Here is a 24,791-nt window from a genome sequence, read left to right on the forward strand (position 1 = left end):
GGGTGATCCGCAAACTTGCAATCGTTCGTTGAAAACTTTCAGTTCGATCAGTCATGAATCTCTGACGAGATCATTGCCATCCTTCCGGAGCTGTTGCTAGCGTGCCGCGCGCCCCGACCTGATCCGCTCCGACCCGATCCGCTCCGACCCGATCCGCTCCGACCTGACCCGCCCCGACCTGATCCGGGAGAGACCCCTCATGACGCGTTCCCGCTTGTCGCTGCTGTCCGCCGTCGCGCTGCTCGCCGCCGTCGCCCCGCTCGCCACGGGCGGTGCCCCGGCGGCGGCCTCCCCGGCACCCCCTGCCTCCCCGGCACCCCCTGCCTCCCCGGCAGCCCCGTCCGCCCCCGCCGTGCTGACCGTGACCGACCCCGGCTTCGAACAGGGCGGTTCCGGATGGGAGTTCACCTCCGGAACCGGCGTCGCGAGCAACTACCCGCACGCCGGGAGCCGGCTGGCCTACCTGGACGCCGGCAGCGGCATGAAGGTCTCCCAGACCGTCACGGCCACCGGTCACGGCGGCTACCTCGTCTCGGCGTGGATCGCCACCGGCGGCCCGGGCGGCCGTTACGTACTGCGGATCAACGGCGCCACCGTCGCCGAGCGGACGCTGCCGGCCGCCGCCAACTACCGACGCCACACGCTCGGCAGGATCGCGCTCGCTCCCGGGGACCGGCTGGAGATCGCCTTCGAGTCGGGGCAGGGTTGGGTCAACGTCGACGACGTGATGGTCTCCCCGGCCGCCCCCGCCGACCCGCGCGTCACGTCCAGCGACCCCGAGATCGTCGAGATGTTCGACTGGGCCAAGGGCAAGGCCAACAGCTGGGTCCACCTGCCCGGCACCGAGGGCCCGCTCGACGCCGACGAACGCCAGACCGGCGGCACGGGCACCGGCGTCTACGCCCCCTCCTACTGGGCCGGATACGCCAACCGCAGCGGCTACTACTCCCGCGACATGGCCCATCAGCTCGCCGGCGCCGGGGTGTTGGGCCTGCACGCAGAGAACAGGGAGATGCTCCGCTCCTTCGCGGCCTCCGCGACCGCCGAGCACGCCTACTACCCGGTGTGGGCCCTCAACTTCGACAACCGCTCCTACCTCTCCATCGACTACCGGAGCCCGAGCCTCTTCGTCCGGGAGGTGCCCGCCCCCTTCGAGCTGGTGCAGAAGGCGGAGGAGGCGTACCGGTGGAGCGGCGACGCCGCCTACCTCGACGACCCGGCGCTGTGGGAGTTCTACCGGCACGCCACCGACGAGTTCGTCACCCTTCACGACGGGCAGAAGGACAACGGCGACGTGAGCGTCGCCGAGGGGACCGGGCGGGGCATCTTCCGGGGCGTCGCGAGCTACAACGAGCAGAGCGACGAGCCGCTCGCCGAGGCCGGCGACGCCATCGGCTCCCAGTACCAGGCCTACCGGGCGATGGCCTCCCTCGCCCGCGACAAGGGCGAGCACGAGCTCGCGGCCCGCTTCGAGCGCAAGGCCCGCGACCTCAAGACGTACTTCAACGCGACCTGGAGCGGCACCGGTTCCGGCGCCGACATGGTGCGCGGCTACACCACCGACGGGCGCGCCCTGACCGGCTGGGGCAAGGAGAACAGCTGGTTCATGCCGATGAAGCAGATCGTCGCCCCCGGAGCCCGGCGCGAGGCGTACCTCGACTACATCGACGCCCAGGCCGAGGGTGAGGGCCGCCCCGACAACATCGAGGCCCTGACCTACCTCCCCGACACCTTCCTCACCAACAACCGCCCCGACACCGCCTGGAAGTGGATGCGTCACATCTACGCCCAGAAGGACGTCCAGCACGTCAACTCCCGCCAGGGGACGAACGGCGACTACCCGGAGGTCTCCTTCACCCTGGTCGGCCAGACCGTCCAGGGCCTGATGGGTGTCACCCCGAACGCCCCCGCCCGCACCCTCGCCACCCAGTCGCGGCTGCCCTCCGGCATGGAGTGGCTGAGCATCGAGGACCTGCGCGTCGGCGACTCCGCCTTCACCCTGCGGCACGACACGGACCGCCGCTCGACCCTCACCCATACCTCGGGCAGCGCCCCGTACACCTGGGAGGCGCGTTTCCCGGGCGCCCACGCCACGGTCGCCGTGGACGGGGTGGTCCGCCCCGGCCGTACTCAGGTGATCGACGGGGCGACCTACACCGTCGTCCGCGCGCGCGTGACCCCCGGTCGGACCGTCACCGTCGAGGTCCGGTGACCGTACGGGCCTGCGCTCCCTGCTGAGCCGCGGCTGAAGCGGCCCATGGAGGGCGCCGTGCTACGGCGGGCCGGGTGGATGTTCAGCGCCTGGCTCGCCGTCGGGCGGCCCGCCGCCGGTTGGAGATGATCAGCCCGAGGACGATGCCCACGAGGAGCGTGCCCGTGAGCACGACCCAGAGTGGCAGGGTGACGGTGGGAATCCACAACCGGATGCTGACCGAGCCGGTGTTGGCCGCGATGAACCAGATCGCGAGGCCCGCGAGCACGATGAATCCGAGGGTGCGGATCCGCATGTCCCGGCCCTTGACGGTCAGCGTCGAGGGGCCGGGTGGTGGAGGTGCGTTCTGTGCCATGCCTCCTATTCTCTGCCGATATGGACCGATACTCGACCGGAGGCCCGTCACGCGCGGTACACGCGCAACTCCGCCACCTCGTAGGACATCTCCGACGTCCCGGCGTCCGGTGCCGGGTGGTAGCGGCCGGCGCAGACCGAGAGGTTCACGATGAGGTGCGCCTGCCAGGAGCGGCCCACTCCGCGCCGGTCGTCGAAGACGCGCGCGCCGTTGACCCACCAGACCACGGAACGGGAGCCGAACTCGACCCGGAGGTCGACCCAGGCTCCGGGCCGGACGGCCGGATCCCGGAAGTAGTGGTGGCGCCCCCGGATGCGGTTGGAGAGCTCCAACAGGTCCGGATTGTCGGGGTGGTACTCGAAGACGTCGATCTCCTGCCCGCCGTCGAGCCAGGTCCAGATCGCCGGCCAGGCGCCCGTCTCCTCGGGCAGGCGGACCCGGGCCTCCAGGACGTCGCCGGCCCGTACCAGGAAGCCCTCGGGGCTGCCCTCCGTCGTGAGCAGGCCGGCATCCCAGTAGGCGTCCGGGCGCCGGGTCGCCCGGAAGACCCCCGTGCGGCTGTACGCGGGATCGTCCACCAGGTAATCGAGTTTGTTGTCGCCGGGATTGGTCGGTCCGCCGTTCGGATAGGCCCAGGAGCGGCCCGCGGTCCACTGCTCGGCGGAGGAGAAGTCCGCGTCCAGGACGAGGGTCCCCGGCGCGCGCGGTGGCCCGTGCGCACCCGCTCCCGCGCCGGAACCGGTGCGTCGGCGTAGCAGGCGGTCGAAGAGGTCGGACAGCACGCGGACTCCTTTCGCGCCGGCGTTCACCGGCCCATGGGCGATCTGCCCCACCTTGCGCCGATCATTCGCGGAAAGTGCCTGATTGGCGACAATCCGTCACCGGTGGAGCCCTCGGTCATGATTTCGGATACGCTGTATCCGTTAATGCTTGCGGGGTCGACGAGGGGCAAGGCGACGGATATGAACGAGGCACACGACAGCGCGGTCGACACGGCCGTCATCGTCGTCGGCGCGGGCCCGGTAGGGCTCGCCCTCACCCTCGACCTGGCCCGCCGCGGAGTCGCGGTACGGCTCCTGGAGCGCGCCGGGAACGCCTTCGAAGGCTCGCGCGCCAAGGGCATCCAGCCGCGCACCCTCGAAGTGCTCGACGACTTCGGCCTGGCCGGTGCGGCGCTCGCGGCGGGGAGCGCCTACCCTCCGATGGGCCTGCACCTCGGCCCGCTCACCAAGGCGTGGAGGATGCACGCCACCGCCCCGGCCGACGCGGGCACTCCGTACCCCGACGTCCTCCTGCTCCCTCAGTACGCCACCACCGCCCTCCTCCGCGAGGCCGTCGAACGCCTCGGCGTGCACGTCGACTTCGGCGTCAGCGCAACGGACATCACCCAGGACGCGGAGGGCTGCGCGGTACGTCTGGACGACGGCCGGCTCCTCTCCGCCCGGTACGTCGTCGGCGCCGACGGCGGTGCCAGTACCGTGCGGAAGGCCGCGGGCATCGCCTTCGAGGGCACCACCGACGAGGCCGACCGCATGATCCTCGTCGACGGCACCGTCGACGGCCTCTCCCGCGACCACTGGCACGTCTGGCCCCGTGCCCGGGGCCGCAGCGTCGCCGCCTGCCCGCTCCCCGGCGGCGGGAACCGCTTCCAGATCATGATCAGGACGCGCCCCGGCGACCCCGTGGACGCTCCCGAGGACCTCACCGAGACCGCCCTCGCCGCCCTCCTGCGCCGCCGGGCCGACCGCTCCCTCACCCTGCGCGACATCACCTGGACCTCGGTCTTCCGCCCCAACGTCCGGCTCGCCGAGCGCTACCGCAACGGCCGGCTCCTGCTCTGCGGGGACGCCGCCCACATCCACACACCGGCCGGCGCGCAGGGCCTCAACACCGGCGTCCAGGACGCCCACAACCTCGGCTGGAAGCTCCAGCAGGTCCTCGCGGGCGCCGAGGACGCGCTCCTCGACAGCTACGAGGCCGAGCGGCGGCCGGTCGCCGCCCAGGTCCTGGGCCGCTCCACCGAACTGTACGAAGGGCTGCGCGGCACCCGCCCCGGGAAGCTGACACGCGGCCAGGCCGAGCACCAGCTGGGCATCTCGTACGCCGGAGGCCCGCTCGCCCCCGCCGACGCGCCCCGCACCACGACCCTGCGCAGCGGCGACCGCGCCCCCGACGCGCCACTGCCCCACCCCGTCGGCGCGGCGGCGAGCCTCTTCGACCTGTACCGGGGCCCGCACTTCACGGCCCTCGCCTTCGGCGCCCGGGCCGCGGCCGCCGTGGACCGACTCGCGGGGCCGTCCGACGGAGCCCCGTTGCACCGACACGCCGTACTGGCGCACACCACACCTCGTACGGCACGAGAGGATGCCCTGCTCACCGCGTACGGCATCACCGGGGACACCCTCCTGCTCGTCCGCCCCGACGGCTACATCGGCCACATCGAGCACCTGGGCCGGAGTGGCGACGCGCCGGACGACGGCACCTTCGGGCCCCTCCCCGCGATCTACACGCCTCCGCGGCGCGGGCAGCGCACGACCGACGGGTACGGTGTTCCCCGCACTCCCCAGGAAGTGCACCGCACTCCCGAGGAAGTGCACCGCACTCCCGAGGAAGTGCACCGCACCCCCGAGGAAGTGCACCGCACCCCCTAGGAAGTGCACTGCACTCTGGGAAGCGCACCGCATCCCAGGAAGTGCACCGCACCCCAGGAAGTGCGTCACGCTCCCTAGGGAGTGCACCGCACCGCGCGAGAGAGAGCCCGGACCGCCATGGCCGCCACCCCGTCACTCCCCGGCAGCCCCGCCTGGTGGGCCTCGCGTCACGTCCCCGCTCCCGGCGTGGAACCCCGGCGCGGCCGCCCCTCGCTCGATACCGCGCGCATCGTCGGCACGGCCCTGCGCCTCGTCGACGAGCACGGCATCCAGGCGTTCTCCCTGCGGATGCTCGCCGACGCCCTGAACTCCGGCACGGCCACGCTCTACCGCCACTTCGACGGCAAGGACGAGATCCTCGCGTACGTCGTCGACCGCGTCCTGGGAGAGGCCGTCCTCGACGACCTCGCGGCCCGCGCCGACTGGCGGGAGGCGCTCACGGTCACCGCCCACCGGCTCCACGACATCCTGCGGGCCCACCCCCACACCCTGCCGCTCCTGACGGCCCAGGTGCCCGTCGGCCCCCACGGACTCGTCCAGCGCGAGCGCGTGCTGAGCGCCCTGCTGACGCACGGCCTGCCGGTGGACCTCGCCGCCCGCGCCTTCACCGCCGTCACTCACTACGTCATCGGCTTCGCCGCCCAGCAGTTCGGCCCGGCGGCCGCCCCCGACGACGGCCCCGGGCTCGCCGCCTTCTACCGGGCGCTCGACCCGGCCGCGTACCCCACCGTCCTCCGGGCCGCCGAGAGCCTCACCTCCGTCCCCGTCGACGAGGAGTTCGACTTCGGACTCGGCCTCCTCGTCCACGGCCTCGCGCACCACCATCCCGGCCCCTGACCCCGCCCCTGCCCCCGAGCAGGGCGGGGGTGGCGAAACGCCCGCCTCCCCGCCTCGTTGATCACGCCATGACGCAGCACACCATCCAGCGGAAGTTCCGTGTCCTGACCACCGCCGTCGCCACCCTGATGCTGGGGATCGCGGGGACCCAGAGCACGTACGCCGGCCCCGCCGGCGAACAGGACTGCCCGACGGCGGAGATCTTCGCCACCGACAACACCTCGATCATCACGGATCCCGAAGACCCGCGGCTCGACACCCGCCTGACCCGGTTCGGGCGCGAGGTCCGCGAGATCATCCGGGCCCACGGAGCCCGGCCCGGCGCCTCGCAGCTCCTCGACGGCGTCTTCTGGTCCGGCGACCTCCGGCAGGCCACCTACGAGCGCTCGCGCGAGTTCGACGTGAACCGGGTCGGACGCGACGGGCTCCACCACATCGCGGGCGTCATCGCCAAGGAGTACCACCAGGAGGCCGTGCTCACCTTCCGCTGCCTGCCGCGGACGTCGCCGGAGACCGACGCCGTGGAGATCGAGGTCCCGGGAGTCACCCCGAGCGGACTGCGCGACGCGCTGCTCGCGGACGCCGAGGCCCGCGAGAAGCTCGGCGGCGGCTCGGTCACCCTCGAAGGTCGGCTTCTCCTCATCGCCCCCGTCGCCGATCTGCCGCTGGCCCGGAGGTTCACGGCCGTGCTCGGAGCCGACTGGGACGAGGCCGAAGTGCGGTACGGCGACCGGGAGTTCGTGAGCTGATCCGGCACACGCCACCGCCCGCCGGGACCGGAGGCACCGGTCCCGGCGGGCGGCCGTGGACGGCGCCGCTATCCGGCGTACGTCTCGAACTCGGCGACCTGCGGCGTGGCCGTCGAGCCGGTGATCTCGAAGGTGACCTTGCTCAGGGTCGTCCGGGCGAAGGAGATGACGCCCGCGCCGCTGCCGGTGGAGAGGACGGCCCCGGTGTCGGCGTCGAGGACCCGCCAGGATCCGATCCGGCCCGCCGCACCGGCCGTCTCCTTGACGGCGATCCTGGACACGGTGGTGGGGGAGCCCCACTTGATCGAGACGGAGCCGGTCGAGCCGGCGGGCGACCAGTAGGTGCCCAGGTCACCGTCCCGTACGTTGCCGTAGCTCGTCCCGTCGGCCTTGCTCGAACCGTCGGAACCGGCGCCGATGCTGAGGTTGGTCCCGGTGGGCTGGGACGACGTCGCAGTCGGGGTCGGGGTCGGGGTCGGGGTCGCAGTCGGGGTCGTCGGCGCCGGTGTCGTCGGTGTCGGCGTCGTCGGTGTCGGCGTCTGCGGCGAGCAGGCGCCGTTCGACACCTGGAGGCCCTTGCCCGCGCCCGCCGTCTGGCTCACGACGGCCGGCACGCAGCTCGCCGCGTCCAGGCTGTAGGCGTACGGGACGGTGACCGTGGTGGTGGACTGCGGGTCCGGTCCCGCCGGGTTGTTCTCGGTTCCGGGGCTCGACCAGGTCACGTTGTCGAAGATGTTGCCGCTGACCTGCCAGTAGCCGGCGGCGTCGGTGTAGAAGGTGCCGAGGACGTCCTTGGAGTCCTCGAAGTAGTTGCTGTCGACCTTGGCGCGGGCCCCGGCACGGGAGTTGATGCCGGACTCGTTGAGGCTCACGTAGTGGTTGTTGTAGATGTGGGCCGTGCCGCCGCGCAGGAGGGGCGCGCGGGAGTCGATGTTCTCGTACAGGTTGTGGTGGTAGGTGATGAAGCTGTTGCCGAGGTCGCTCTCGCTGGACCCGACGAGTCCGCCGCGGCCGGAGTTGCGCAGGATGCTGTAGGACAGGGTCACGTACTGCGTGTTGTCCTTCATGTCGAAGAGGCCGTCGTACCCCTCCGATTCACCGCCCGACGCCTCCAGGGTCACGTGGTCGACCCAGACGTTGCGGACGTCGGTCTCCATGCCGATGGCGTCTCCGCCGTTGGACGTCGGCGAGCCGGACTTCTTGACGTTCCGTACGGTCACGTTCTGGATGACGATGTTGCTCGCCGAGCGGATGTGGATGCCCAGCTGGTCGAAGACCGCGCCCGCGCCGACCCCGACGATCGTGACGTTGCTGATCTGCTTGAGCTCGATCACGCCGGCGGCGGTGCTGCAACTGCCGCCCGACACCTGGCTGGTGTTGGCGTGGTTGATGGTCCCCTCCACCTGGATGGTGATCGGGGTGGAGCTGGTGGCCCGGCCGCACAGGGCCGCGTGGATCGCGGTGCCCGTGGTGGCACGCACCGTCTGTCCGCCGGCGCCGCCGGTGGTCCCGCCGTTCTGCGTCGCGTAGCCGGTGGTACCGCCGGTCGCCGCCGATGCCTCGGGTGCCGCCAGCACCGCACCGGTCGCGGCCGCGAGGGCCAATGTGGCCAGTGCCGCCTGGAGTCGCCGTGCGACTGGTCGCCTCATGATCGCCTTCCTCGTTCGTCGTCGAAGGACGGGAGCAGCGCGTCGGGGACGCCCTGCTCCCGTGATGCATGGAAAGCGCTTTCTGTCGGCGAGGATAGGGTCGCGTCACAGGGCTGGCAAGGCTTCACGCAGACGGAGGACGAACGGGTGACGAGACGTCAGTAGACGTCCCGGACATAGCGCTTGTCGGCGGCGAGCTGCTTGACGTACACGGCGGCCGACCCCTCGTCGTGGCCGCCGTGGGCGACGGCGATGTCGCGCAGCGCCCGGTCGACGTCCTTCGCCATGCGGGCGGCGTCGCCGCAGACGTAGAAGTGCGCACCGGCCTGGAGCCAGGACCACAGTTGCGGGCCGTGCTCCCGCATCCGGTCCTGGACGTAGACCTTGGCGCGCTGGTCGCGGGAGAAGGCGGTGTCGAGCCGGTCGAGGGTGCCGTCGGCGAGGAGGGCGGTGAGTTCGTCCTCGTAGGAGAAGTCGGTCGCGCGGTGCTGTTCGCCGAAGAAGAGCCAGTTCGGGGCCCGGTGGCCGAGCGCCCGGCGCTCGTCGAGGAAGCCGACGAAGGGGGCGACGCCCGTGCCGGGGCCGACCATGACCATCGGGACCGTGGGGTCGGCGGGGGGCCGGAAGTGCGGCGCGCGCTGGACGAAGACCGGGACGGGGGAGCCGGGTTCGGCGTCGGCGAGGAACGGCGAGCAGACACCCTTGCGGGGGCGGCCGCGCAGGCTCTCGTAGCGGACGACGGAGACGGTCAGCGAGACCCGGTGGGGGTCGGTGAGCGGGCTGGAGGAGATCGAGTACAGCCGGGGCCTCAGCCGGCCCAGGACGTCGGCCCACTCCTGCGCGGCGGCGCGGACGGGGTGCTCGGCGATGACGTCGACGGCCTGCCGGCCCCACGTCCACTGGGCGAGCCCGTCCTTGTTGTCGGGGCGGAGCAGCCTCTTCAGGTCCCGGTCACCGGTCCGCTCCGTGACGAAGCCGAGGAAGCCGGAGGTGGTGCGGGTGATGTCGAGGTGACGGTGGAGGGCCTCGCCGAAGGGGACGGCGCCGGGCCCGGGGAGCTCCACCGGGGTGTCGGCGTCGAGGCCGGTGACGGCCAGCCATTCGGCCACGAGGTCGGGACAGTTGACGGGCTGGACGCCGAGCGCGTCCCCCGTCTCGTACCCGAGGGGAGTGCCGTGCTCGCTCGTGTCGAAGGTGAAGCGCCGGACCTCCTTGCCGGCGCCCGGCAGGCTCAGGAGGCGGTTGCCGACGAGCCGCGCGGGCGACGTGGCGGGTCCCGGCCGGCGCGCGGGCGTCATCGCCGCCGCCGGACCCGGAGCCGGTGCGGCGGCGGGTGCCGCGACCGGTGCCTGCGGCCCGTCGGAGAGTCCGGCGAGGACCTGGTCCAGCCAGGCGTGGGCGGACGGTTCGAAGTCGGGCTCGCAGTCGGTACGCGGGGCGAGCCGGACGGCCCCGAGCTCGTCGAGGCGCTGGTCCAGGCGCCGCCCGTGCCCGCAGAAGTCACCGTACGAGGAGTCGCCGAAGGCGAGGACGGCGTAGCGGCGCCCGTCGAGGCGCGGGGAGTCGGGTGCGGCGAGCGCGTCCCAGAAGCCGGAGCCGTTGTCGGGCGCGTCGCCGTCCCCGAACGTGCTGGTGATCAGGAGCAGATCGGCGGCGGGCGGCAGCGCCCCGGGGTCGGTCGCGTCCATGCCCGTGAGCGCGGGACGGTGTCCGGCGGCGAGGAGCCGCTCGGCGGTCGCGGCCGCGAACTCCTCGGCGTTGCCGGTCTGCGAGGCCCACAGCACGACGACCTCGCGACCCGGCGCGCTCTCCGGAGCCCGGGAGTCCGATGGCGCCCCCGAGTCCTGCGGTGTACGGGAGTACAGGCCGGCGAGCACGCCGTTCACCCAGCGGGCGTGGTCCTCGCGGAAGGGCGCACCGGGCGGCAGGACCGGCACTCCCGGCGCACCGGTTTCCAGGCCCGCGAGGAAGCCGACGAGGTACTGCCGCTCCTCGGCGCTCAGGACGGGCGGCGGGGACGGCGCGAGCCCGAAGGCGGCGGCGGGCCCGGGCGACAGGACCCCGCTCGGGATCACCACGCGCGGGCCGACGGTCGACGACGGCGTTTCCGCGGCCGCGGCCGCGGCGGACGTCGACGGTGACGGTGACAGCGACGCCGACAGTGACAGCGACGCCGATTCCGCGGCCGACGGCGACGTCGTTCCGGCCGACGGCACCGTCAGCACGTCCACCCTCGTCAGCGCCACCGCGCACACCTTCAGCTCGGGCTGGAAGGAGAGCGGATCGACGGCGTCGTTGGTGACGGCGTTGACGCAGAGGTCCTCACCGAACAGGTCGTTCCAGTGGAACGGGGCGAAGCAGCAGCCCGGCCTGACCCGGTCGGTGACGACCGCCGGGAGCACGACCTTCCCGCGCCGCGAGGCGACCTCCACGGCGTCGCCCTCCGCGATGCCGAGCTCCCGGGCGTCCTCGGGGTGCACCTCCACGAAGGGGGCCGGGTTGAGCTTGTTGAGCTTGGCGACCTTCCCCGTCTTGGTGAGGGTGTGCCACTGGTGCTGGAGACGGCCGGTGTTGAGGACGAACGGGTGCGCGTCGTCGGGCATCTCGGCGGCGTCGATGTGCGGCCGCGCGTGGAAGACGGCCCGTCCGCTCGCCGTGGGGAAGACGGGCCCGGCGCCGTCGCCCGTCACGTAGCGGATCGGGTTGCGGTCCGGACCGCCGGCCGCGGCCGGCCACTGGACGGGTGTCTCACGCAGCCGCTCGTACGTCACGCCGCTCACGTCGTAGCCGGTCTTCGGGTTCGCGGCGCGCCGGATCTCCTCGAAGACCTCCTCGGCACTGTCATAGGCGAACGCCTTCTCGTACCCCATCGCCTGGGCCACACGGGCGATGATCCGCCAGTCGGCGAGGGCCTCGCCGGGCGGGTCGGCCGCCGGACGGGCGAGGGTGAGGGTCCGCTCGCTGTTGATCAGCACGCCCTCGGTCTCGGTCCACAGCGCGGCGGGCAGCACCACGTCGGCGTACGCGTTGGTCTCGGTGGCCGCGAACGCGTCCTGCGTGATGACGAGTTCGGCGGCCCGCAGCCCGGCGACGACGGTGGAGCGGTTGGCGACGGAGGCGACCGGGTTGGTGCAGATGATCCAGCACGCCTTGACCTCGCCCTCCGCCATCCGCCGGAAGAGGTCGACCGTGCCGGTCCCGGAGCCGTCCTCGCGGAGCGTGTCGGGCGGGAGCTCCCAGAGCTCCTCGGTGAAGGCCCGGTCCTCGGCGACCAGGACCGAGCGCTGCCCGGGGAGGCCGGGGCCCATGTAGCCCATCTCGCGTCCGCCCATGGCGTTGGGCTGGCCGGTCAGGGAGAAGGGGCCCGAGCCGGGGCGGCAGATCGCCCCGGTGGCCAGGTGCAGGTTGATCAGGGCGTTGGTGTTCCAGGTGCCGTGCGTGGACTGGTTGAGGCCCATGGTCCAGCAGCTGGTCCACTCCGCCGCCGTGCCGATCCACTCGGCGGCGGTACGGATGTCCTGCTCGGGTATGCCGGTGAGGTCGGCGACGGCGGCGGGCGGGTAGTCGGCGAGGAACGGGGTCATCGCCTCCCAGCCCTCGGTGTGCGCGGCGACGAAGGCGGTGTCGGTGTGGCCGTTCTCGTGGAGCAGGTGCAGCAGGCCGTTGAGGAGCGCCAGGTCCGTACCGGGTCTGATCTGCAGGAAGAGGTCGGCCTTGTCGGCGGTGGCGGTGCGCCGGGGGTCGACGACGATCAGCTTCGCCCCGGCCTTGACCCGGTCCATCATGCGGAGGAAGAGGATGGGGTGGCAGTCGGCCATGTTGGAGCCGATGACGAGGAAGACGTCGGCCTTCTCGAAGTCGTCGTAGGAGCCGGGCGGCCCGTCCGCGCCGAGGGAGAGCTTGTAGCCGGTGCCGGCGCTCGCCATGCAGAGCCGGGAGTTCGACTCGATCTGGTTCGTACCGATGAAGCCCTTGGTGAGCTTGTTGGCGAGGTACTGCGCCTCCAGGCTCATCTGGCCGGAGACGTAGAGCGCGACGGCGTCGGGCCCGTGCTCGTCGACGACGGCCCGCAGCCGGCGGGCCGTCTCGGCGATGGCGAGATCGGTGCCGGTGGGGACGGGGGCGGCGGACCGGTCCTCCCTGACGAGGGCGGTGGTCAGGCGGCCGGGTGCGGCGAGCATGTCGGCGGTGGTGGCGCCCTTGGTGCAGAGCCGGCCGCGGTTGGCGGGGTGCTCCTTGTCGCCCGACGCCTTGAGGACCGTACGGCGGCCGTCGGCCCCCAGGCCGATGTCGAGGAGCATGCCGCAGCCCACACCGCAGTACGAGCAGACGGTCCTCACCGGGGAGGCGCCGTCGGCCCGGGGGTCCTGCGTGTCGTGTGGGGTCACGGGGCGCCTCTCTGTGGAACCGTTCGAGCCCCGACCGTACGGAATGCCCGTTACGCCTGTGTCAACCGAGCCGATCATGGTCCGTAACACCGGTCACACAGCGGCGCGGGGAGCGGTGTGAGGACCCCGGGCGCCCGAGTCCTTCCCGGGCCCGTCCCCGGTCCCTTCCGGGTTCCTCCCCGGCGCCTTCCGGGTCCCTCCCGGTCCCTCCCGCGCCGTCGCTGGCGGGGCGGCACCGCCCGTGGGACGATTTTCGTAGGAAGCGACAACGAGTCCGCGTCGGGGCTCGGATTCCTCGGATGGGTCGGATGTCCCGGATTCCCCGGCTCCCGGCGAGCTCTCCCGTCGGACGAAGAGGGCATCATGCCTGCCATCAAGGAATCCATCGACATCTCCCGCAGCCCCGCGGAGGTCTTCTCCTACGTGACCGACCCGACCCATCTGCCCGAGTGGCAGGAGAGCGCGGTCTCGGTCCGCAAGCTGAACGACGCTCCCCTCGCGATCGGCTCGAAGGTCGCCGTCACGCGGCGGCTCGGGCGCCGGGAGTTCACTTCGACGATGCAGGTCATCGAGCTGGAGCCGCCGAGGCACTGGCACGTGCACGGCATCGACGGACCCGTACGCGGGGACGTCCAGGGCACCATCGAACCGCTGGACGACGGCGCCAGGTCGCGCCTGACGCTCTCCCTCGACTTCGAAGGGCACGGCATCGGCAAGGCCCTCGTCCCGCTCGTCGTCCGCCCGCACGTACGGAAGGAGATGCCGAGGGACGAGCGGACCCTCAAGGGCATCCTGGAGAGCCGCGCCGCCACCTGAGCAGACGTCACCTGACCGGCCGCCATCCGAACCAGGCGCCACCTGATCCGCCGCCACCTGTTCCGGCGACCCGGTACTCCCGGCCATCGGGTGGGCCGTGAAGGCCTGTTGGTCCACCGAGTCCGGCCTCGCCTGTGGTACTGCCTTACGGATACATCATCATGTTTTTCCGTAATGCCGTGAAAGGTGCCATCTGTGTCACAGGGAGACAAGAGGCCGGACGGCCGCCGAACGGGTGCCGAACGGGGAGGTCGGGGCGGGCTGCCGGTGACGGCGGACCTCCCCGGCCGCCCCGACCACCACCATCACGCCCGCACCGACCGGATCGTGTTCGGTGTCACCGCCGCCCTCACCCTGGCCTTCGTCGTCTGGGGAGCCACGGCCACGGACAGTCTGGAGAGCGTCTCCAGCTCGCTGCTCGACGGACTGATCCGCAACGGCGGCTGGGCGTTCATGCTGGCCGCGTCCGGCTTCGTCGTCTTCGCGCTGTGGCTCGCCATCAGCCGCTACGGCCGGATCACCCTCGGTCAGGAGGGCGAGCGCCCCGAGTTCCGGACCGTGTCGTGGGTCGCGATGATGTTCAGCGCGGGCATGGGCATCGGCCTGATGTTCTACGGCGTGAGCGAGCCGCTCGCCCACTACGGCACCCCGCCGCCCGGCACCCACCCCGTCGACTCGGCGGAGCGGATGCAGACCGCGATGGCCACCACGCTCTTCCACTGGACGCTCCACCCGTGGGCGATCTACGCCGTCGTCGGACTCGCGATCGCGTACTCCACCTTCCGCCGCAGGCGCCGCCAGACCATCAGCGCCGTCTTCGTCCCGCTGATGGGCGAACGGCGGGCGTACGGAGGGCCCGGCCGTTTCATCGACATCCTGGCCATCTTCGCCACCCTCTTCGGCTCCGCCGCCTCGCTCGGCCTCGGTGCGCTCCAGATCGGCAGCGGCATCGAGGAGCTGGGCTGGATGGAGAAGGCCGGCACCGGGCTGCTCGTCGGCATCATCGCCGTCCTCACCGTGGCCTTCGTCTTCTCCGCCGTCTCCGGCGTGGAGAAGGGCATCCAGTGGCTCTCCAACATCAACATGGTGCTCGCGGCGCTGCTCGTCGTCTTCGTCTTCGTGGCCGGTCCCACGATCATCGTGCTCGACCTGCTGCCCACCTCCGTCGCCGCCTACATCGACCAGCTGCCGCAGCTGGCCGGCCGCACCGAGGCGACCAGCGGGGCGAACATCCACGACTGGCTGGGCAGCTGGACCGTCTTCTACTGGGCCTGGTGGATCTCCTGGACGCCCTTCGTCGGCATGTTCATCGCCCGCATCAGCCGGGGCCGGACCATCCGCCAGTTCGTCGGCGGGGTCATCCTGGTGCCCAGCACCGTCAGCCTCGTCTGGTTCGCCGTCTTCGGCGGCACGGCCATGAAGCTCGCCGAGCAGGGCGAACTGGCGGGGGAGACCACGCCCGAGGGGCAGCTCTTCGGTGTGCTCCAGGAGTTCCCGATGGCCGGCGCGATGAGCCTGCTGGTGATGATCCTCGTCGGGATCTTCTTCGTGTCGGGCGCGGACGCCGCCTCGATCGTCATGGGCACGCTCTCCCAGCGCGGTGCCTTCGAACCCACCCGCCCCGTGGTGGTCTTCTGGGGCGTGGTCACCGGAGCGGTCGCGGCCGTCATGCTCCTCATCGGGGACGGCCAGGGCGACGCGCTGGCCGGCCTCCAGAACCTCACCATCCTGGTGGCGGCACCGTTCGTCCTCGTCATGATCGGCATGTGTGTGGCGCTCATGCGGGACCTGCGCGAGGACCCGCTCATCGTCCGGGGCGAGATGGGGGAGGAGGCCGTCGAGCTCGCCGTGATCGCGGGCCACGAGCAGTACGACGGCGACTTCGAACTGAGGATCGGCCCCGGTACGTCGGACCCGGGCGGACCCTGACCGGCGGGCGGACCCTGACCGGCAGGCGGGGCGCCCGGCGGTCGGGCGCTCAGTCGCCGCTGGTGTAGCGGAGGCGCACCCAGAGGGGCAGGGCGAACCAGCAGAGCAGGTACCAGACGAGGACCCCGGCGACGAGCCATGGCACGTACGAGTCGTCCATGGCCACGCGCAGGACCAGGAGCAGCGCCGAGGTGAGGGTCGCCAGGAGGAGCAGGATGCCCGTGAAGGTGAGCCGGGAGGCCCAGATCACGGCCCGGGGTTTGATCCGCCGCCCCGACACGATCCGGTGGAGGGCCACCGGGCCGATGAGCGCGCCGGTCGCGAGCGAGCCGAGGACGACCGTGACGACGTAGATCGTCTTGTCGGTCTGGCTCAGCCTCTGGAAGTGCGGGGTGAAGACCACGGTGAGGAGGAAGCCGAGAAGGATCTGGACGCCGGTCTGGACGACGCGGATCTCCTGGATGACCTCCTGCCAGCGCCGGTCGGCCCGCTCCGCCTCCGTCTCGTCCCGGCCGTCGTCGCGGCCCTTCCTCTGATCGGTGTCCATGATGGGCCGGCCCTCCGGGGTCAGGCCCGCCCCGCGGCCTTCTGGCTCCTGCGGGACAGGGAGTCGACGACCACCGCGGCCAGCAGCACCGAACCGGTGATCATGAACTGGACGGCGTTGCTGACGCCCATGATGTTCATGCCGGACTGGATGGACCCGATCACCAGCGCGCCCAGCAGGGCGGACCACACCGAGCCGCGCCCGCCGAACAGGCTGGTCCCGCCGATGACCGCCGCGGCGATGACGTTCATCAGCAGGTTGCCGCCGCCGGAGGTCTGGCTCGCGGACTGGATCTGCCCCGCCAGGAAGATGCCGCCGACGGCGGCCATGGTCCCGGAGATCGAGAACACGGACATCCGGACGAACGGCACGCTGATGCCGGCCCGGCGCGCGCCCTCGATGTTGCCGCCCACCGCGAAGATCCGCCGCCCGTACGTCGTACGCCGCAGGACGAAGTCCAGGATCACCAGCAGGATCAGGAAGACCAGCAGCGCCAGGGGGAGCCCTTGGTACTGGTTGAGGATGTACGCGGTGACGAACGCGATCGCGGCGAGCACGGCCGTACGCAGGACGATCTCGGCGATCGGCCGGGAGGGCACCCGAGCCGCCCGTCGGCGCCGCGCGTCCAGGAGCTGGGCCGCCAGGAACAACCCGACCCCCACCGCCGCGGTCAGATAGGCGGCGGCGGGGCTGTGGTAGATCGTCGAGTAGAGCTTGGAGACGACGCTCTCGCTGGGGATGTTGACCGTGCCGCTGGTGCCGAGCACCTGGAGCATCAGTCCGTTCCAGGCGAGGTTTCCGGCCAGCGTGACGACGAAGGCCGGGACGCCGACCTCGGCGAAGAAGAACCCCTGGATGAGCCCCACGGCCGCGCCGCCCACGATGGCGATCAGCAGCGCGAGCCACTCGTTCATGCCGTTCAGGACGTTGAGCACGGCGAAGATCGCGGCACACAGGCCGCTCACCGAGCCGACGGAGAGGTCGATCTCGCCGAGCAGCAGGACGAAGACGATGCCGACGGCGATCATGCCGGTGCCGACGATCTGCTGGCTGAGGTCGGACAGGTTCTGGGCCGAGAGGAACGTGCTGTCGAGACTGCCGAAGACCGTCCAGATGATGATCACGGCCAGAATGACGGGCAGGGACCCCAGCTCACCGCTGCGGAGCTTGCGCCGGAACTCCCCGACGTACCCCTTGATCCCCTCCTCGCGGACCAGCAGCCGGGTGTCCACGGCCGGCAGGGCGCCCTTCGCGGGTCCCTGGGTGCCGACGTCGTCGGGGCCGGGGGCTCCGGCACCGGCGCCTCCGGGGCCGTCGGTGCGGTCTCGGTCGGGGCTCATCGCTCCTCCTCCCGCTTCCGGGCCTGGCGGCGGGTGACGGCGCTGTCGGTGGCTCCGGTGATGGCGGAGATGATCTCCTCGGTGGTCGTGGACCGCTTGTCGAAGAAACCGTTGTTCCGGCCGAGCCGCATCACGGCGATCCGGTCCGCGACCGCCATCACGTCCACCATGTTGTGGCTGATCAGGATGGTCCCGAGGCCGCGCTCGCGGAGCCGCTCCACGAGGTCGAGGACCTCCGCGGTCTGCTCCACGCCCAGCGCGGCCGTGGGCTCGTCCAGGATGACGACCTTCGGCTCGCCGATCAGCGACCGGGCGATCGCCACCGTCTGCCGCTGCCCGCCGGAGAGGGAGGCGACGGGGATGCGGACGCTCGGGATGCGGATGGACAGGGTGTCCAGCAGTTCGCGCGAGCGCTGGTCCATACGGACCTCGTCGAGCACGCCGAACCGGCGCAGCTCGCGGCCGAGGAAGAGGTTGGCGACGACGTCGAGGTTGTCGCACAGTGCCAGGTCCTGGTAGACGGTGGCGATGCCGAGGTTCTGGGCGTCATGGGGCCGGTTGATCGAGACCGGGCGGCCCTCCCACTCGATGACGCCCTCGTCGGGCGGGTTCACCCCGGCGATCGCCTTCACGGCGGTGGACTTGCCGGCGCCGTTGTCGCCGACGAGGGCGACGACCTCACCGGAGTGGACTTCCAGGTCGAACCCCTTCAGCGCCTGGACCGCACCGAACCGTTTGGAGATCCCCCGCAGTGTGAGCACGGCTGATTCCGGCAAAGAAACCGCCTCCTCCGCTCGCCCGCTCGCACGGGCCGCTCCGCCCCGTCGGGATGCAACGCCTCGCGACTGCCGGAGGCGCTACTGGAGACCGGCCTCCTTGCAGGCCGCGGCGTAGGTCGGGGTGCAGATCTCCTCGACCGTGTACAGGCCGTCCTTGACGACGGTGTCCTTGATGTTGCTCTTGTCGACGACGACCGGGGTCAGCAGGTTGGCCGGGACCTTCTGGCCGCTTCCGCTGGTGACGGTCGTGGGGGTCAGCGAGTCCGGGAGTTCCTTGCCCTCGGCGAGGTCGACGGCCATCGTGGCGGCGATGTCGGCCTCCGGCTTGTACGGCTTCTCGACCGTGATGGTCTGGGTGCCGATGAGGATCCGCTGGATCGCGTCGAGCTGGGCGTCCTGACCGGTCAGCGGCACGTTGATGCCCGCTGCCTTGAGGGCGGTGGCGATGCCCGCGGCCAGTCCGTCGTTGGCCGAGTAGACGCCGACGATGTTGTCCTTGCCGAGGGCGCTGATGGCGCCGGACATCTGCTGGTTGGCGTTGTTCGGGTCCCAGTTCGGTGTGTCGTACTCCTTGCCGATCTTCACCTTGCCGTCGAGGACGGAGTGCGCACCGGCCTTGAACTCGGCCGCGTTCGGGTCGGTCGGCGACCCGTTGTGCATGACGATCTCGCCCGTCCCGGCCTTGTCGCCGAGCGCGTCGAGGAGTGCCTTGCCCTGGAGCTCGCCCACCTTGCGGTTGTCGTACGAGACGTAGGCGTCGACGGGACCCTGTGCCAGGCGGTCGTACGCCACGACCTTGACGCCCGCGTCACGGGCCTTCTGCACGGAGGACTGGATCGACTTGGCGTCCACGGCGTCCAGGATCAGCACCTTGTCGCCCTTGGCGAGCGCCGTGTTGACCTGCTGTTGCTGGGTGGTCGCGCTCTCGGCGGCGTTGTAGTAGTCGATCTGCGCATCGGGCGCCAGTTCCTTGATCTTGGCCTCGATGTAGGGGCGGTCGAACTTCTCGTACCGCGTGGTCTTGCTCTCCGGCAGCAGCAGGCCGATCTTCACGTCGCCCTGCGCCGCGCTCCCCGCGGCCGGCTGGGCCGCCCCACTCACGGACACCGCCCCCAGGGCAAGCGCCGCGGCTCCGGCGAGGGCTATCGCACTCCGCAATGTACGGGTCATGGAAGGCTCCTCTCGTACGTCCCCTCCCACGCCCAACCGGTGAGCGCGGGGATCGAGGATGCACTTTTGGCCTATATATCGACATTAGCGTCAAGCGGGGGACCGGCAAGCGGGTGAACCGACCGGCCGGTAACCTGGCCGCCGAGTGTCCGGCTCCCGTGCGAAGCGCGATTCAGCAGAAAGAGGTCGACGATGACCAACCTGGCCCTCAACCTGGTCCGTACCGCGGCGGAACAGCCGGACGGTGTCGTGATCCAGCTGGACGACCAGGCGCTGGACTACCGGTCCCTCGACGACCGCAGCGCCCGCGTCGCGGCCTGGCTGGCCGCCCAGGGGGTCGGGCCGGGCGACCGGGTCGCGATCCTGCTGCCGAACATCCCCCACTTCGCGGTCGCCTACTACGGCGTCCTGCGCGCCGGCGCCGTCGCGGTGCCGATGAACCCGCTGCTCAAGTCCGGCGAGATCGGGTACGGCGCCGGCGACTGCGAGGCCCGGCTGATCCTGGCCTGGGGCGCCGCGATGGCCGAGGCCGGGGCAGCGGCGGCGGAGCTGGGCATCGCGTGCGTCGACGTGACCGACCCGGCGTTCGGCGCCGCGCTGGCCGCCGTCGAGCCGGTCCACGAGGTCGTGGACCGGGACGTCGACGACCTGGCGGTACTGCTCTACACCTCCGGCACCACCGGCCGCCCCAAGGGGGCCAGGCTCACCCACGGGAACCTGGGCTCCAACACCGCCGCGGTGGCCCGCGTCCTCGGCCTGTCGGCGGCGGACACGGTCTTCGGCGGACTGCCCTTCTTCCACGTCTTCGGTCAGACCTGCGGCCTGAACGCGGCGGTCCTCACCGGCGCCCGGATCACCCTGCTGCCGCGCTTCGACGCCGCGAAGGCGCTGGAGATCCTCTCCCGGGACGGCGTCACGGTGATGGAGGGCGTGCCCACCATGTTCCTGGGCCTGCTCGCCGCCGCCGACGCGGCCGGGGCGACCGGACTGGCGGACGGCGCCGGTCTGCGGCTGTGCGTGACCGGCGGCTCGGCGATGCCGGTGGAGGTGCTGCACCGCTTCGAGGCCGTGTTCGGCTGCGCCGTCGTCGAGGGCTACGGCCTGTCCGAGACCTCCCCGGTCGTCACGTTCGGCTCGCTCGACGGTCCGCGCAAGCCCGGCTCGATCGGCACCCCCATCGAGGGCGTGCAGGTCCGGCTGATCGACGACGAGGGCAAGGACGTCCAGGACGGCGCCATCGGCGAGATCGCCGTGCAGGGACCCAACGTCATGCCCGGCTACTGGAACCGCCCCGAGGCCGACGCGGCCGCCTTCACCGAGGGCTGGTTCCGCACCGGCGACCTCGCGCGGCGCGACGAGGACGGCTTCTACTTCATCGTGGACCGCAAGAAGGACATGGTGATCCGCGGCGGCTACAACGTCTACCCGCGCGAGATCGAGGAGGTCCTCTACGAGCACCCGGCCGTGGCCGAGGCCGCCGTGGTCGGCGTCCCGCACGAGGTGCACGGCGAGGAGGTCGCGGCCGTCGTCACCCTGCGGCCCGGCGCCGAGGCCACGGCGGACGAACTCCGCGAGTTCGTGAAGGCCCGCGTGGCACCGTACAAGTACCCGCGGATCGTCCAGCTGGTGCCGGGCCTGCCCAAGGGACCCACGGGCAAGATCCTCAAGCGCGAGATCGCGATCGAGGACTGACACCGGCGCACGGGCACCGGGCGGTGAGGGCGCGGCGACGACGCCCTCCTCGCCCGGAGCTCACCGGCTGCCGCCGAGCCAGCCCCGCAGCAGCCGGCTGACCGCGGGCATCGCCGCGTACGTCATCAGGACGTTGAAGACGCACGCGATGACGGCGCTGCTGAGCACCAGGGGCAGCTCGGTGAGACGGGGCGTCAGGAAGTAGCCGCCCAGCAGGGAGATGGGATAGATGGCCAGCGTCGCGCTGATCGCCATCTTCCACCGGGGAGGCGCGGGCCGCGTCGAGCCCGGCTTGGCGAACCAGGTCTCCATCCCGGTCAGCCGGCGGCGCGCGACCTCGGTGTGGTGGTGGCCCCGGCAGTCGGCGAACCACGCGGCCCGCTCCGGGGACTCCTGCCAGGCCTGACACGCGGCCGCGTCCCGGAAGCGATGGACCAGGAACCAGGGGGCGTCGCCCCCGGAGGAGCGGAAGAACCCGTAGCCCAGGTGGCCGGGGAAACGGGCGGCGCTCTCCAGGATGCCCTTCGCCCACCGCTCGAAAGCGGCCTCGTGACCGGGCTCGACCCTCCGCGCTATCAGCAGGGTCACCTCGCCGGAGTCGGCGGGGACGTGCGTGTGCTCAAGGCTCACCGCGGTCATCGTTCTCCTCATGATCACAGCGCGCCCGCGCACACTCTACGCGGCGACTCCGGCGACTCCGGGGGCAGCGGGACCGCGGGTTCCCGCCGCCCGGGTCGTCACCAGCCGAAGCGGCGGTCGACCACGGCCGCGAACTCGTCGAACGTCAGGACCCTGTCGCCGTTCTGGTCGGCCGCGTCGAACAGGGCCGCCGACTCGTCGTCGCCTCCCACCCCCCAGACGGGGATGACCCCCTGGGCGGCGAGCGTCGGCCCCTTGGAACGGAGGGCGCTGATGACCTCGGCACGGGTGAGGGTGCCGTCGTGGTCGAGGTCGAGCGCGTCGAAGAGTATGCGGGCCTTGTCGCTCATCGCGTGTCCTGATTCCTGGTGCCGTGGCAGTGGGTGTCTTCGTACGGTGGGACGCGGGGCCCGCGCACCTGGTTGCCCCGCGCCCTGCGATACGGTGGCCTTCCATGGCAACAAGTACCGCGCTGTGGTCCTTCGCCCTCGTCGTAGGGCTTCTCACCCTCACTCCCGGTCTCGACACGGCCGTCATCCTCCGCACCGCCGCCCTCGGCCGGCGCACCCGTGCGTGGGGGGTCGTCCTCGGCATCCAGACCGGCACCCTCGTCTGGGGCACCCTCACCTCCCTCGGCGTCACCGCCCTCCTCGCAGCCTCCCACCTTGCGTACGAGATCCTGCGCTGGGCCGGTGCGGCGTACCTGCTGTGGATGGCGGTCCGCATGATCCACGACACCTTCCGGGGACGGGGCACGACCCCCGAGGGGGTGGAGCTCGGCGCCGCCGCCGACACGCTGTCCGGCGGCTGGCGCCAGGGAACCCTCACCAACCTCCTCAACCCCAAGGTGGGCGTCTTCTACGTCGCCGTCCTGCCCCAGTTCATCCCGGCCGACGCGCCCCACCTCGCCGCCGGCCTGTTGCTGACGAGCGTCCACATCACCTTCGGCGTGATCTGGTCCACGGTCCTCATCGTCTGCGCCACCGCGATGGGCAGCCGGCTGCGCGAGCCCCGCTCCCGCCGCGTCCTCGACCGGATCACCGGCACGGTCATCGGTGCCTTCGCCGTCCGCCTGGCGGTCAGCGACTGAGTCATCGGCCCCTGGAGGGTGAGGCGTTCGGCACGGTTCAGGACACGGTTCAGGACATGCTTCAGGACACGCGCACGGGTGACCAGCGGCTCACCGCGGCGAGGTCGGCGCTGATCCCGGCAGCCGTCGCCAGGAGGTGGGGGAGGAGCGTCTCCAGGCTCTCCTCCGCCGAGCGGCGCCCCGCGTGGAGCGCCACGTTCACGGCGGCGACCACCCGTCCGCCGCCGTCCGTGACCGGCGCCGCGAGCGAGCGCAGGCCCTCCTCCAGCTCCTGCTCCACCCACCCGTACCCGCGCCGCGTCGTGTCGGCCACGGCCTCGGCGAGCGCCTCGGGCGTCGTCACGGTGTGCGGCGTGAGCGCTTCGGGTGTCACCCCGGCGAAGACCGCCGCGCGTTCGCCCTCGGGCAGGGCGGCGAGCAGGACCCGGCCCATCGAGGTGGCGTAGGCGGGCAGGCGGGTACCCACCCTGATGTCGATGTGCATGATCCGGGAGCTCGCCACCCGGGCGACGTAGCGGATGTCCTGCCCGTCGAGCACCGCGAGGGACGCCGACTCGTGGACCCGGAGCACCAGGTCGGCCAGGTGCGGGGTGGCGATCTCGACGAGCGTGAGCCCCGAGACACGGGCATGGCCGAGCTCCAGGACGCGGGGGAGTACGCGGAAGCCGTCCTCGTCCTCCCGTACGTACCCGAGGTGGCGCAGGGTGATGAGCGACCGCCGTGCGGTGGCGCGGGGGAGTCCGGTCAGCCGGGCGAGCTCCGCGAGCCGGACCGGGCCGCGGACCGCCCCGAACGCGCACAGCACGTCCAGGCCCCGCGCGAGCGACTGCAGGAACCCGGCGCCCAACTCCTCCTTGAGCGCCGCCACGCCCGGACCGGTGGGCTCCGCCGTGACCTGGGCCGTCGTCGTCTCCACCGCCTCCACCGTCTTCGCGGCCGCGGGTGCCGCGAGGGCCGCCTCCATGGCGGCGACGGCCGCGCGGAGCGGCGGCAGCGCGAACCCGGCCAGGGAGCCGATGTCGTGACGGCTCGTGTGGCTGACCACGCTGACCGCGCAGACGACGGCGCCCGCCGGGTCGTGGACCGGCAGGGCGACGGCGATCAGGCCCGACTCGATGAGCTGGTCGTCCGCAGCCCACCCGTCCTCACGGCCCCGGCGCGTCCGTTCGCGGAAGTCGGCCTCCACGGCCTCCACGGCCTCCACGGCCTCCACGGCCTCCACGGCCTCCACGGCCTCCATGGCTTCCGATGGCGATGCGGATGCCGATGCCGAGAGAGATGCCGAAGGCGAGGACGTCCGCGGCGGTACCGAGGGGAAGCCGGTGTCCAGCGGGTCCTTCAGGTGCCGTGCCCGCCAGGCCTCCCACTCCGTGTCGCCCCAGTCCGCGGCGAACAGCGCGCCGGGCGCGCAGCGTTCGGCCGGCAGGACGTCCCCGGCGCGGAACGAGATCGCCATGGCCCGCCGTCGCGCGGCCTGCGCCACGAAGCGGACGCCGTCCCCGTCCGGGACCGCCACGGACACGGACTCGTCCAGCTCGTCGGCGAGCGCGACGGCGTGCGGACCGACGGCCTCGGGCAGCCCGGTCGAGGACAGGTAGGCGTTGCCCAGTTCCGCCGCGCGCGGGGCGAGCAGCAGGTCGCGCTCCTCGGCGCGTACGTACCCGAGACGCACGAGCGTCGTGGCGACCCGGTCGACCGTCGACCGCGCGAGCCCCGTGGTCCTGGCCAGGTCTCCGGGGCGGTGGCGGCCGCCATGTCCGGTGGCCATGGCGCGGAGTACGGCGAGTCCACGCTCCAGCGGCCCGACGAGCTCCTCGGGGGGCGCGCCCGGCTCGGTCTCATCGGTGCGCTGCGCCATCGTCTGGCCTCCTCCGGCTGGTCGCGGACCGCGGTCGCGGGTCGATCACGATGCGGAAACCGTACCCGGCGCCGTTGACACGGCCCGAAG

The 24,791-nt window shown here is 71.9% G+C and carries 19 protein-coding genes; 8 read left to right on the forward strand and 11 right to left on the reverse strand.

Annotated elements, in window-relative coordinates; genetic code table 11:
• Nucleotides 1-199 precede the first annotated feature (199 nt).
• A complete protein-coding gene (locus OG580_RS33150) occupies nucleotides 200-2,212 on the forward strand; it encodes a hypothetical protein (RefSeq protein WP_267047346.1) in 2,013 nt (670 codons plus the stop codon).
• 82 nt (nucleotides 2,213-2,294) lie between these two features.
• On the opposite strand, the gene OG580_RS33155 is transcribed toward OG580_RS33150, so the two are convergent.
• Both OG580_RS33155 and OG580_RS33160 read right to left on the reverse strand, forming a co-directional pair.
• Nucleotides 2,295-2,567, reverse strand: a complete 273-nt coding sequence (locus tag OG580_RS33155; RefSeq protein WP_267047347.1) for a LapA family protein — start codon at nucleotides 2,565-2,567, stop codon at nucleotides 2,295-2,297.
• 47 nt (nucleotides 2,568-2,614) lie between these two features.
• Nucleotides 2,615-3,250 (reverse strand): beta-glucanase, encoded by a 636-nt coding sequence (locus OG580_RS33160; RefSeq protein WP_267048211.1) that lies wholly within the window; start codon nucleotides 3,248-3,250, stop codon nucleotides 2,615-2,617.
• A gap of 279 nt (nucleotides 3,251-3,529) precedes the next feature.
• On the opposite strand from OG580_RS33160, the gene OG580_RS33165 reads away from it, so the two are divergent.
• From OG580_RS33165 to OG580_RS33175, 3 genes are all read left to right on the forward strand, one after another.
• Nucleotides 3,530-5,218: an FAD-dependent monooxygenase gene (locus OG580_RS33165; RefSeq protein ID WP_267047348.1), complete on the forward strand. Its 1,689-nt coding sequence runs from the start codon at nucleotides 3,530-3,532 to the stop codon at nucleotides 5,216-5,218.
• 117 nt (nucleotides 5,219-5,335) lie between these two features.
• Nucleotides 5,336-6,055, forward strand: a complete 720-nt coding sequence (locus OG580_RS33170; protein ID WP_267047349.1) for a TetR/AcrR family transcriptional regulator — start codon at nucleotides 5,336-5,338, stop codon at nucleotides 6,053-6,055.
• Between the two features lie 68 nt (nucleotides 6,056-6,123).
• The gene (locus tag OG580_RS33175; RefSeq protein WP_267047350.1) at nucleotides 6,124-6,804 is read left to right on the forward strand and encodes a hypothetical protein; all 681 of its coding nucleotides are present in this window, start codon (nucleotides 6,124-6,126) and stop codon (nucleotides 6,802-6,804) included.
• A 68-nt stretch (nucleotides 6,805-6,872) separates the two neighbouring features.
• Here the strand turns inward: OG580_RS33175 and OG580_RS33180 are convergent, their stop codons facing one another.
• On the reverse strand, nucleotides 6,873-8,453 hold the full coding sequence (locus OG580_RS33180) for a polysaccharide lyase family 1 protein (protein ID WP_267047351.1): 1,581 nt from the start codon (nucleotides 8,451-8,453) through the stop codon (nucleotides 6,873-6,875).
• A 158-nt stretch (nucleotides 8,454-8,611) separates the two neighbouring features.
• Nucleotides 8,612-12,793: a bifunctional nitrate reductase/sulfite reductase flavoprotein subunit alpha gene (locus tag OG580_RS33185; protein ID WP_267048212.1), complete on the reverse strand. Its 4,182-nt coding sequence runs from the start codon at nucleotides 12,791-12,793 to the stop codon at nucleotides 8,612-8,614.
• A gap of 411 nt (nucleotides 12,794-13,204) precedes the next feature.
• Here OG580_RS33185 and OG580_RS33190 point away from each other — a divergent pair, with 411 nt between their 5' ends.
• Nucleotides 13,205-13,657, forward strand: a complete 453-nt coding sequence (locus tag OG580_RS33190) for an SRPBCC family protein (protein ID WP_267047352.1) — start codon at nucleotides 13,205-13,207, stop codon at nucleotides 13,655-13,657.
• A 267-nt stretch (nucleotides 13,658-13,924) separates the two neighbouring features.
• Nucleotides 13,925-15,586, forward strand: a complete 1,662-nt coding sequence (locus OG580_RS33195; protein ID WP_267047353.1) for a BCCT family transporter — start codon at nucleotides 13,925-13,927, stop codon at nucleotides 15,584-15,586.
• Between the two features lie 49 nt (nucleotides 15,587-15,635).
• Here the strand turns inward: OG580_RS33195 and OG580_RS33200 are convergent, their stop codons facing one another.
• From OG580_RS33200 to OG580_RS33215, 4 genes are all read right to left on the reverse strand, one after another.
• Complete coding sequence (locus OG580_RS33200; protein ID WP_267047354.1) at nucleotides 15,636-16,133, reverse strand: DUF6328 family protein; 498 nt, start codon at nucleotides 16,131-16,133, stop codon at nucleotides 15,636-15,638.
• Nucleotides 16,134-16,153: 20 nt separating this feature from the next.
• Entirely contained in the window at nucleotides 16,154-17,473 is a 1,320-nt protein-coding gene (locus OG580_RS33205; RefSeq protein WP_267047355.1) for a sugar ABC transporter permease, read from the reverse strand.
• Entirely contained in the window at nucleotides 17,470-18,249 is a 780-nt protein-coding gene (locus OG580_RS33210; protein WP_267047356.1) for an ATP-binding cassette domain-containing protein, read from the reverse strand. The genes OG580_RS33205 and OG580_RS33210 overlap by 4 nt, the downstream gene beginning before the upstream one ends.
• An 81-nt stretch (nucleotides 18,250-18,330) precedes the next feature.
• Nucleotides 18,331-19,422: a sugar ABC transporter substrate-binding protein gene (locus OG580_RS33215; protein WP_267047357.1), complete on the reverse strand. Its 1,092-nt coding sequence runs from the start codon at nucleotides 19,420-19,422 to the stop codon at nucleotides 18,331-18,333.
• A gap of 192 nt (nucleotides 19,423-19,614) precedes the next feature.
• Here OG580_RS33215 and OG580_RS33220 point away from each other — a divergent pair, with 192 nt between their 5' ends.
• Nucleotides 19,615-21,114, forward strand: a complete 1,500-nt coding sequence (locus OG580_RS33220; RefSeq protein WP_267047358.1) for a long-chain fatty acid--CoA ligase — start codon at nucleotides 19,615-19,617, stop codon at nucleotides 21,112-21,114.
• Between the two features lie 60 nt (nucleotides 21,115-21,174).
• Here the strand turns inward: OG580_RS33220 and OG580_RS33225 are convergent, their stop codons facing one another.
• Nucleotides 21,175-21,753: an antibiotic biosynthesis monooxygenase gene (locus tag OG580_RS33225; protein ID WP_267047359.1), complete on the reverse strand. Its 579-nt coding sequence runs from the start codon at nucleotides 21,751-21,753 to the stop codon at nucleotides 21,175-21,177.
• Between the two features lie 98 nt (nucleotides 21,754-21,851).
• On the reverse strand, nucleotides 21,852-22,103 hold the full coding sequence (locus tag OG580_RS33230) for an EF-hand domain-containing protein (protein ID WP_267047360.1): 252 nt from the start codon (nucleotides 22,101-22,103) through the stop codon (nucleotides 21,852-21,854).
• 104 nt (nucleotides 22,104-22,207) lie between these two features.
• Here OG580_RS33230 and OG580_RS33235 point away from each other — a divergent pair, with 104 nt between their 5' ends.
• Nucleotides 22,208-22,843, forward strand: coding sequence for a LysE family translocator (locus tag OG580_RS33235; protein ID WP_267047361.1), 636 nt, complete (start codon nucleotides 22,208-22,210; stop codon nucleotides 22,841-22,843).
• A 61-nt stretch (nucleotides 22,844-22,904) separates the two neighbouring features.
• On the opposite strand, the gene OG580_RS33240 is transcribed toward OG580_RS33235, so the two are convergent.
• Nucleotides 22,905-24,701 (reverse strand): IclR family transcriptional regulator C-terminal domain-containing protein, encoded by a 1,797-nt coding sequence (locus tag OG580_RS33240; protein ID WP_267047362.1) that lies wholly within the window; start codon nucleotides 24,699-24,701, stop codon nucleotides 22,905-22,907.
• Nucleotides 24,702-24,791: the final 90 nt, after the last annotated feature.

Source organism: Streptomyces sp. NBC_00094 (assembly GCF_026343125.1).
In the GTDB taxonomy this organism is placed as follows: Bacteria; Actinomycetota; Actinomycetes; order Streptomycetales; family Streptomycetaceae; genus Streptomyces.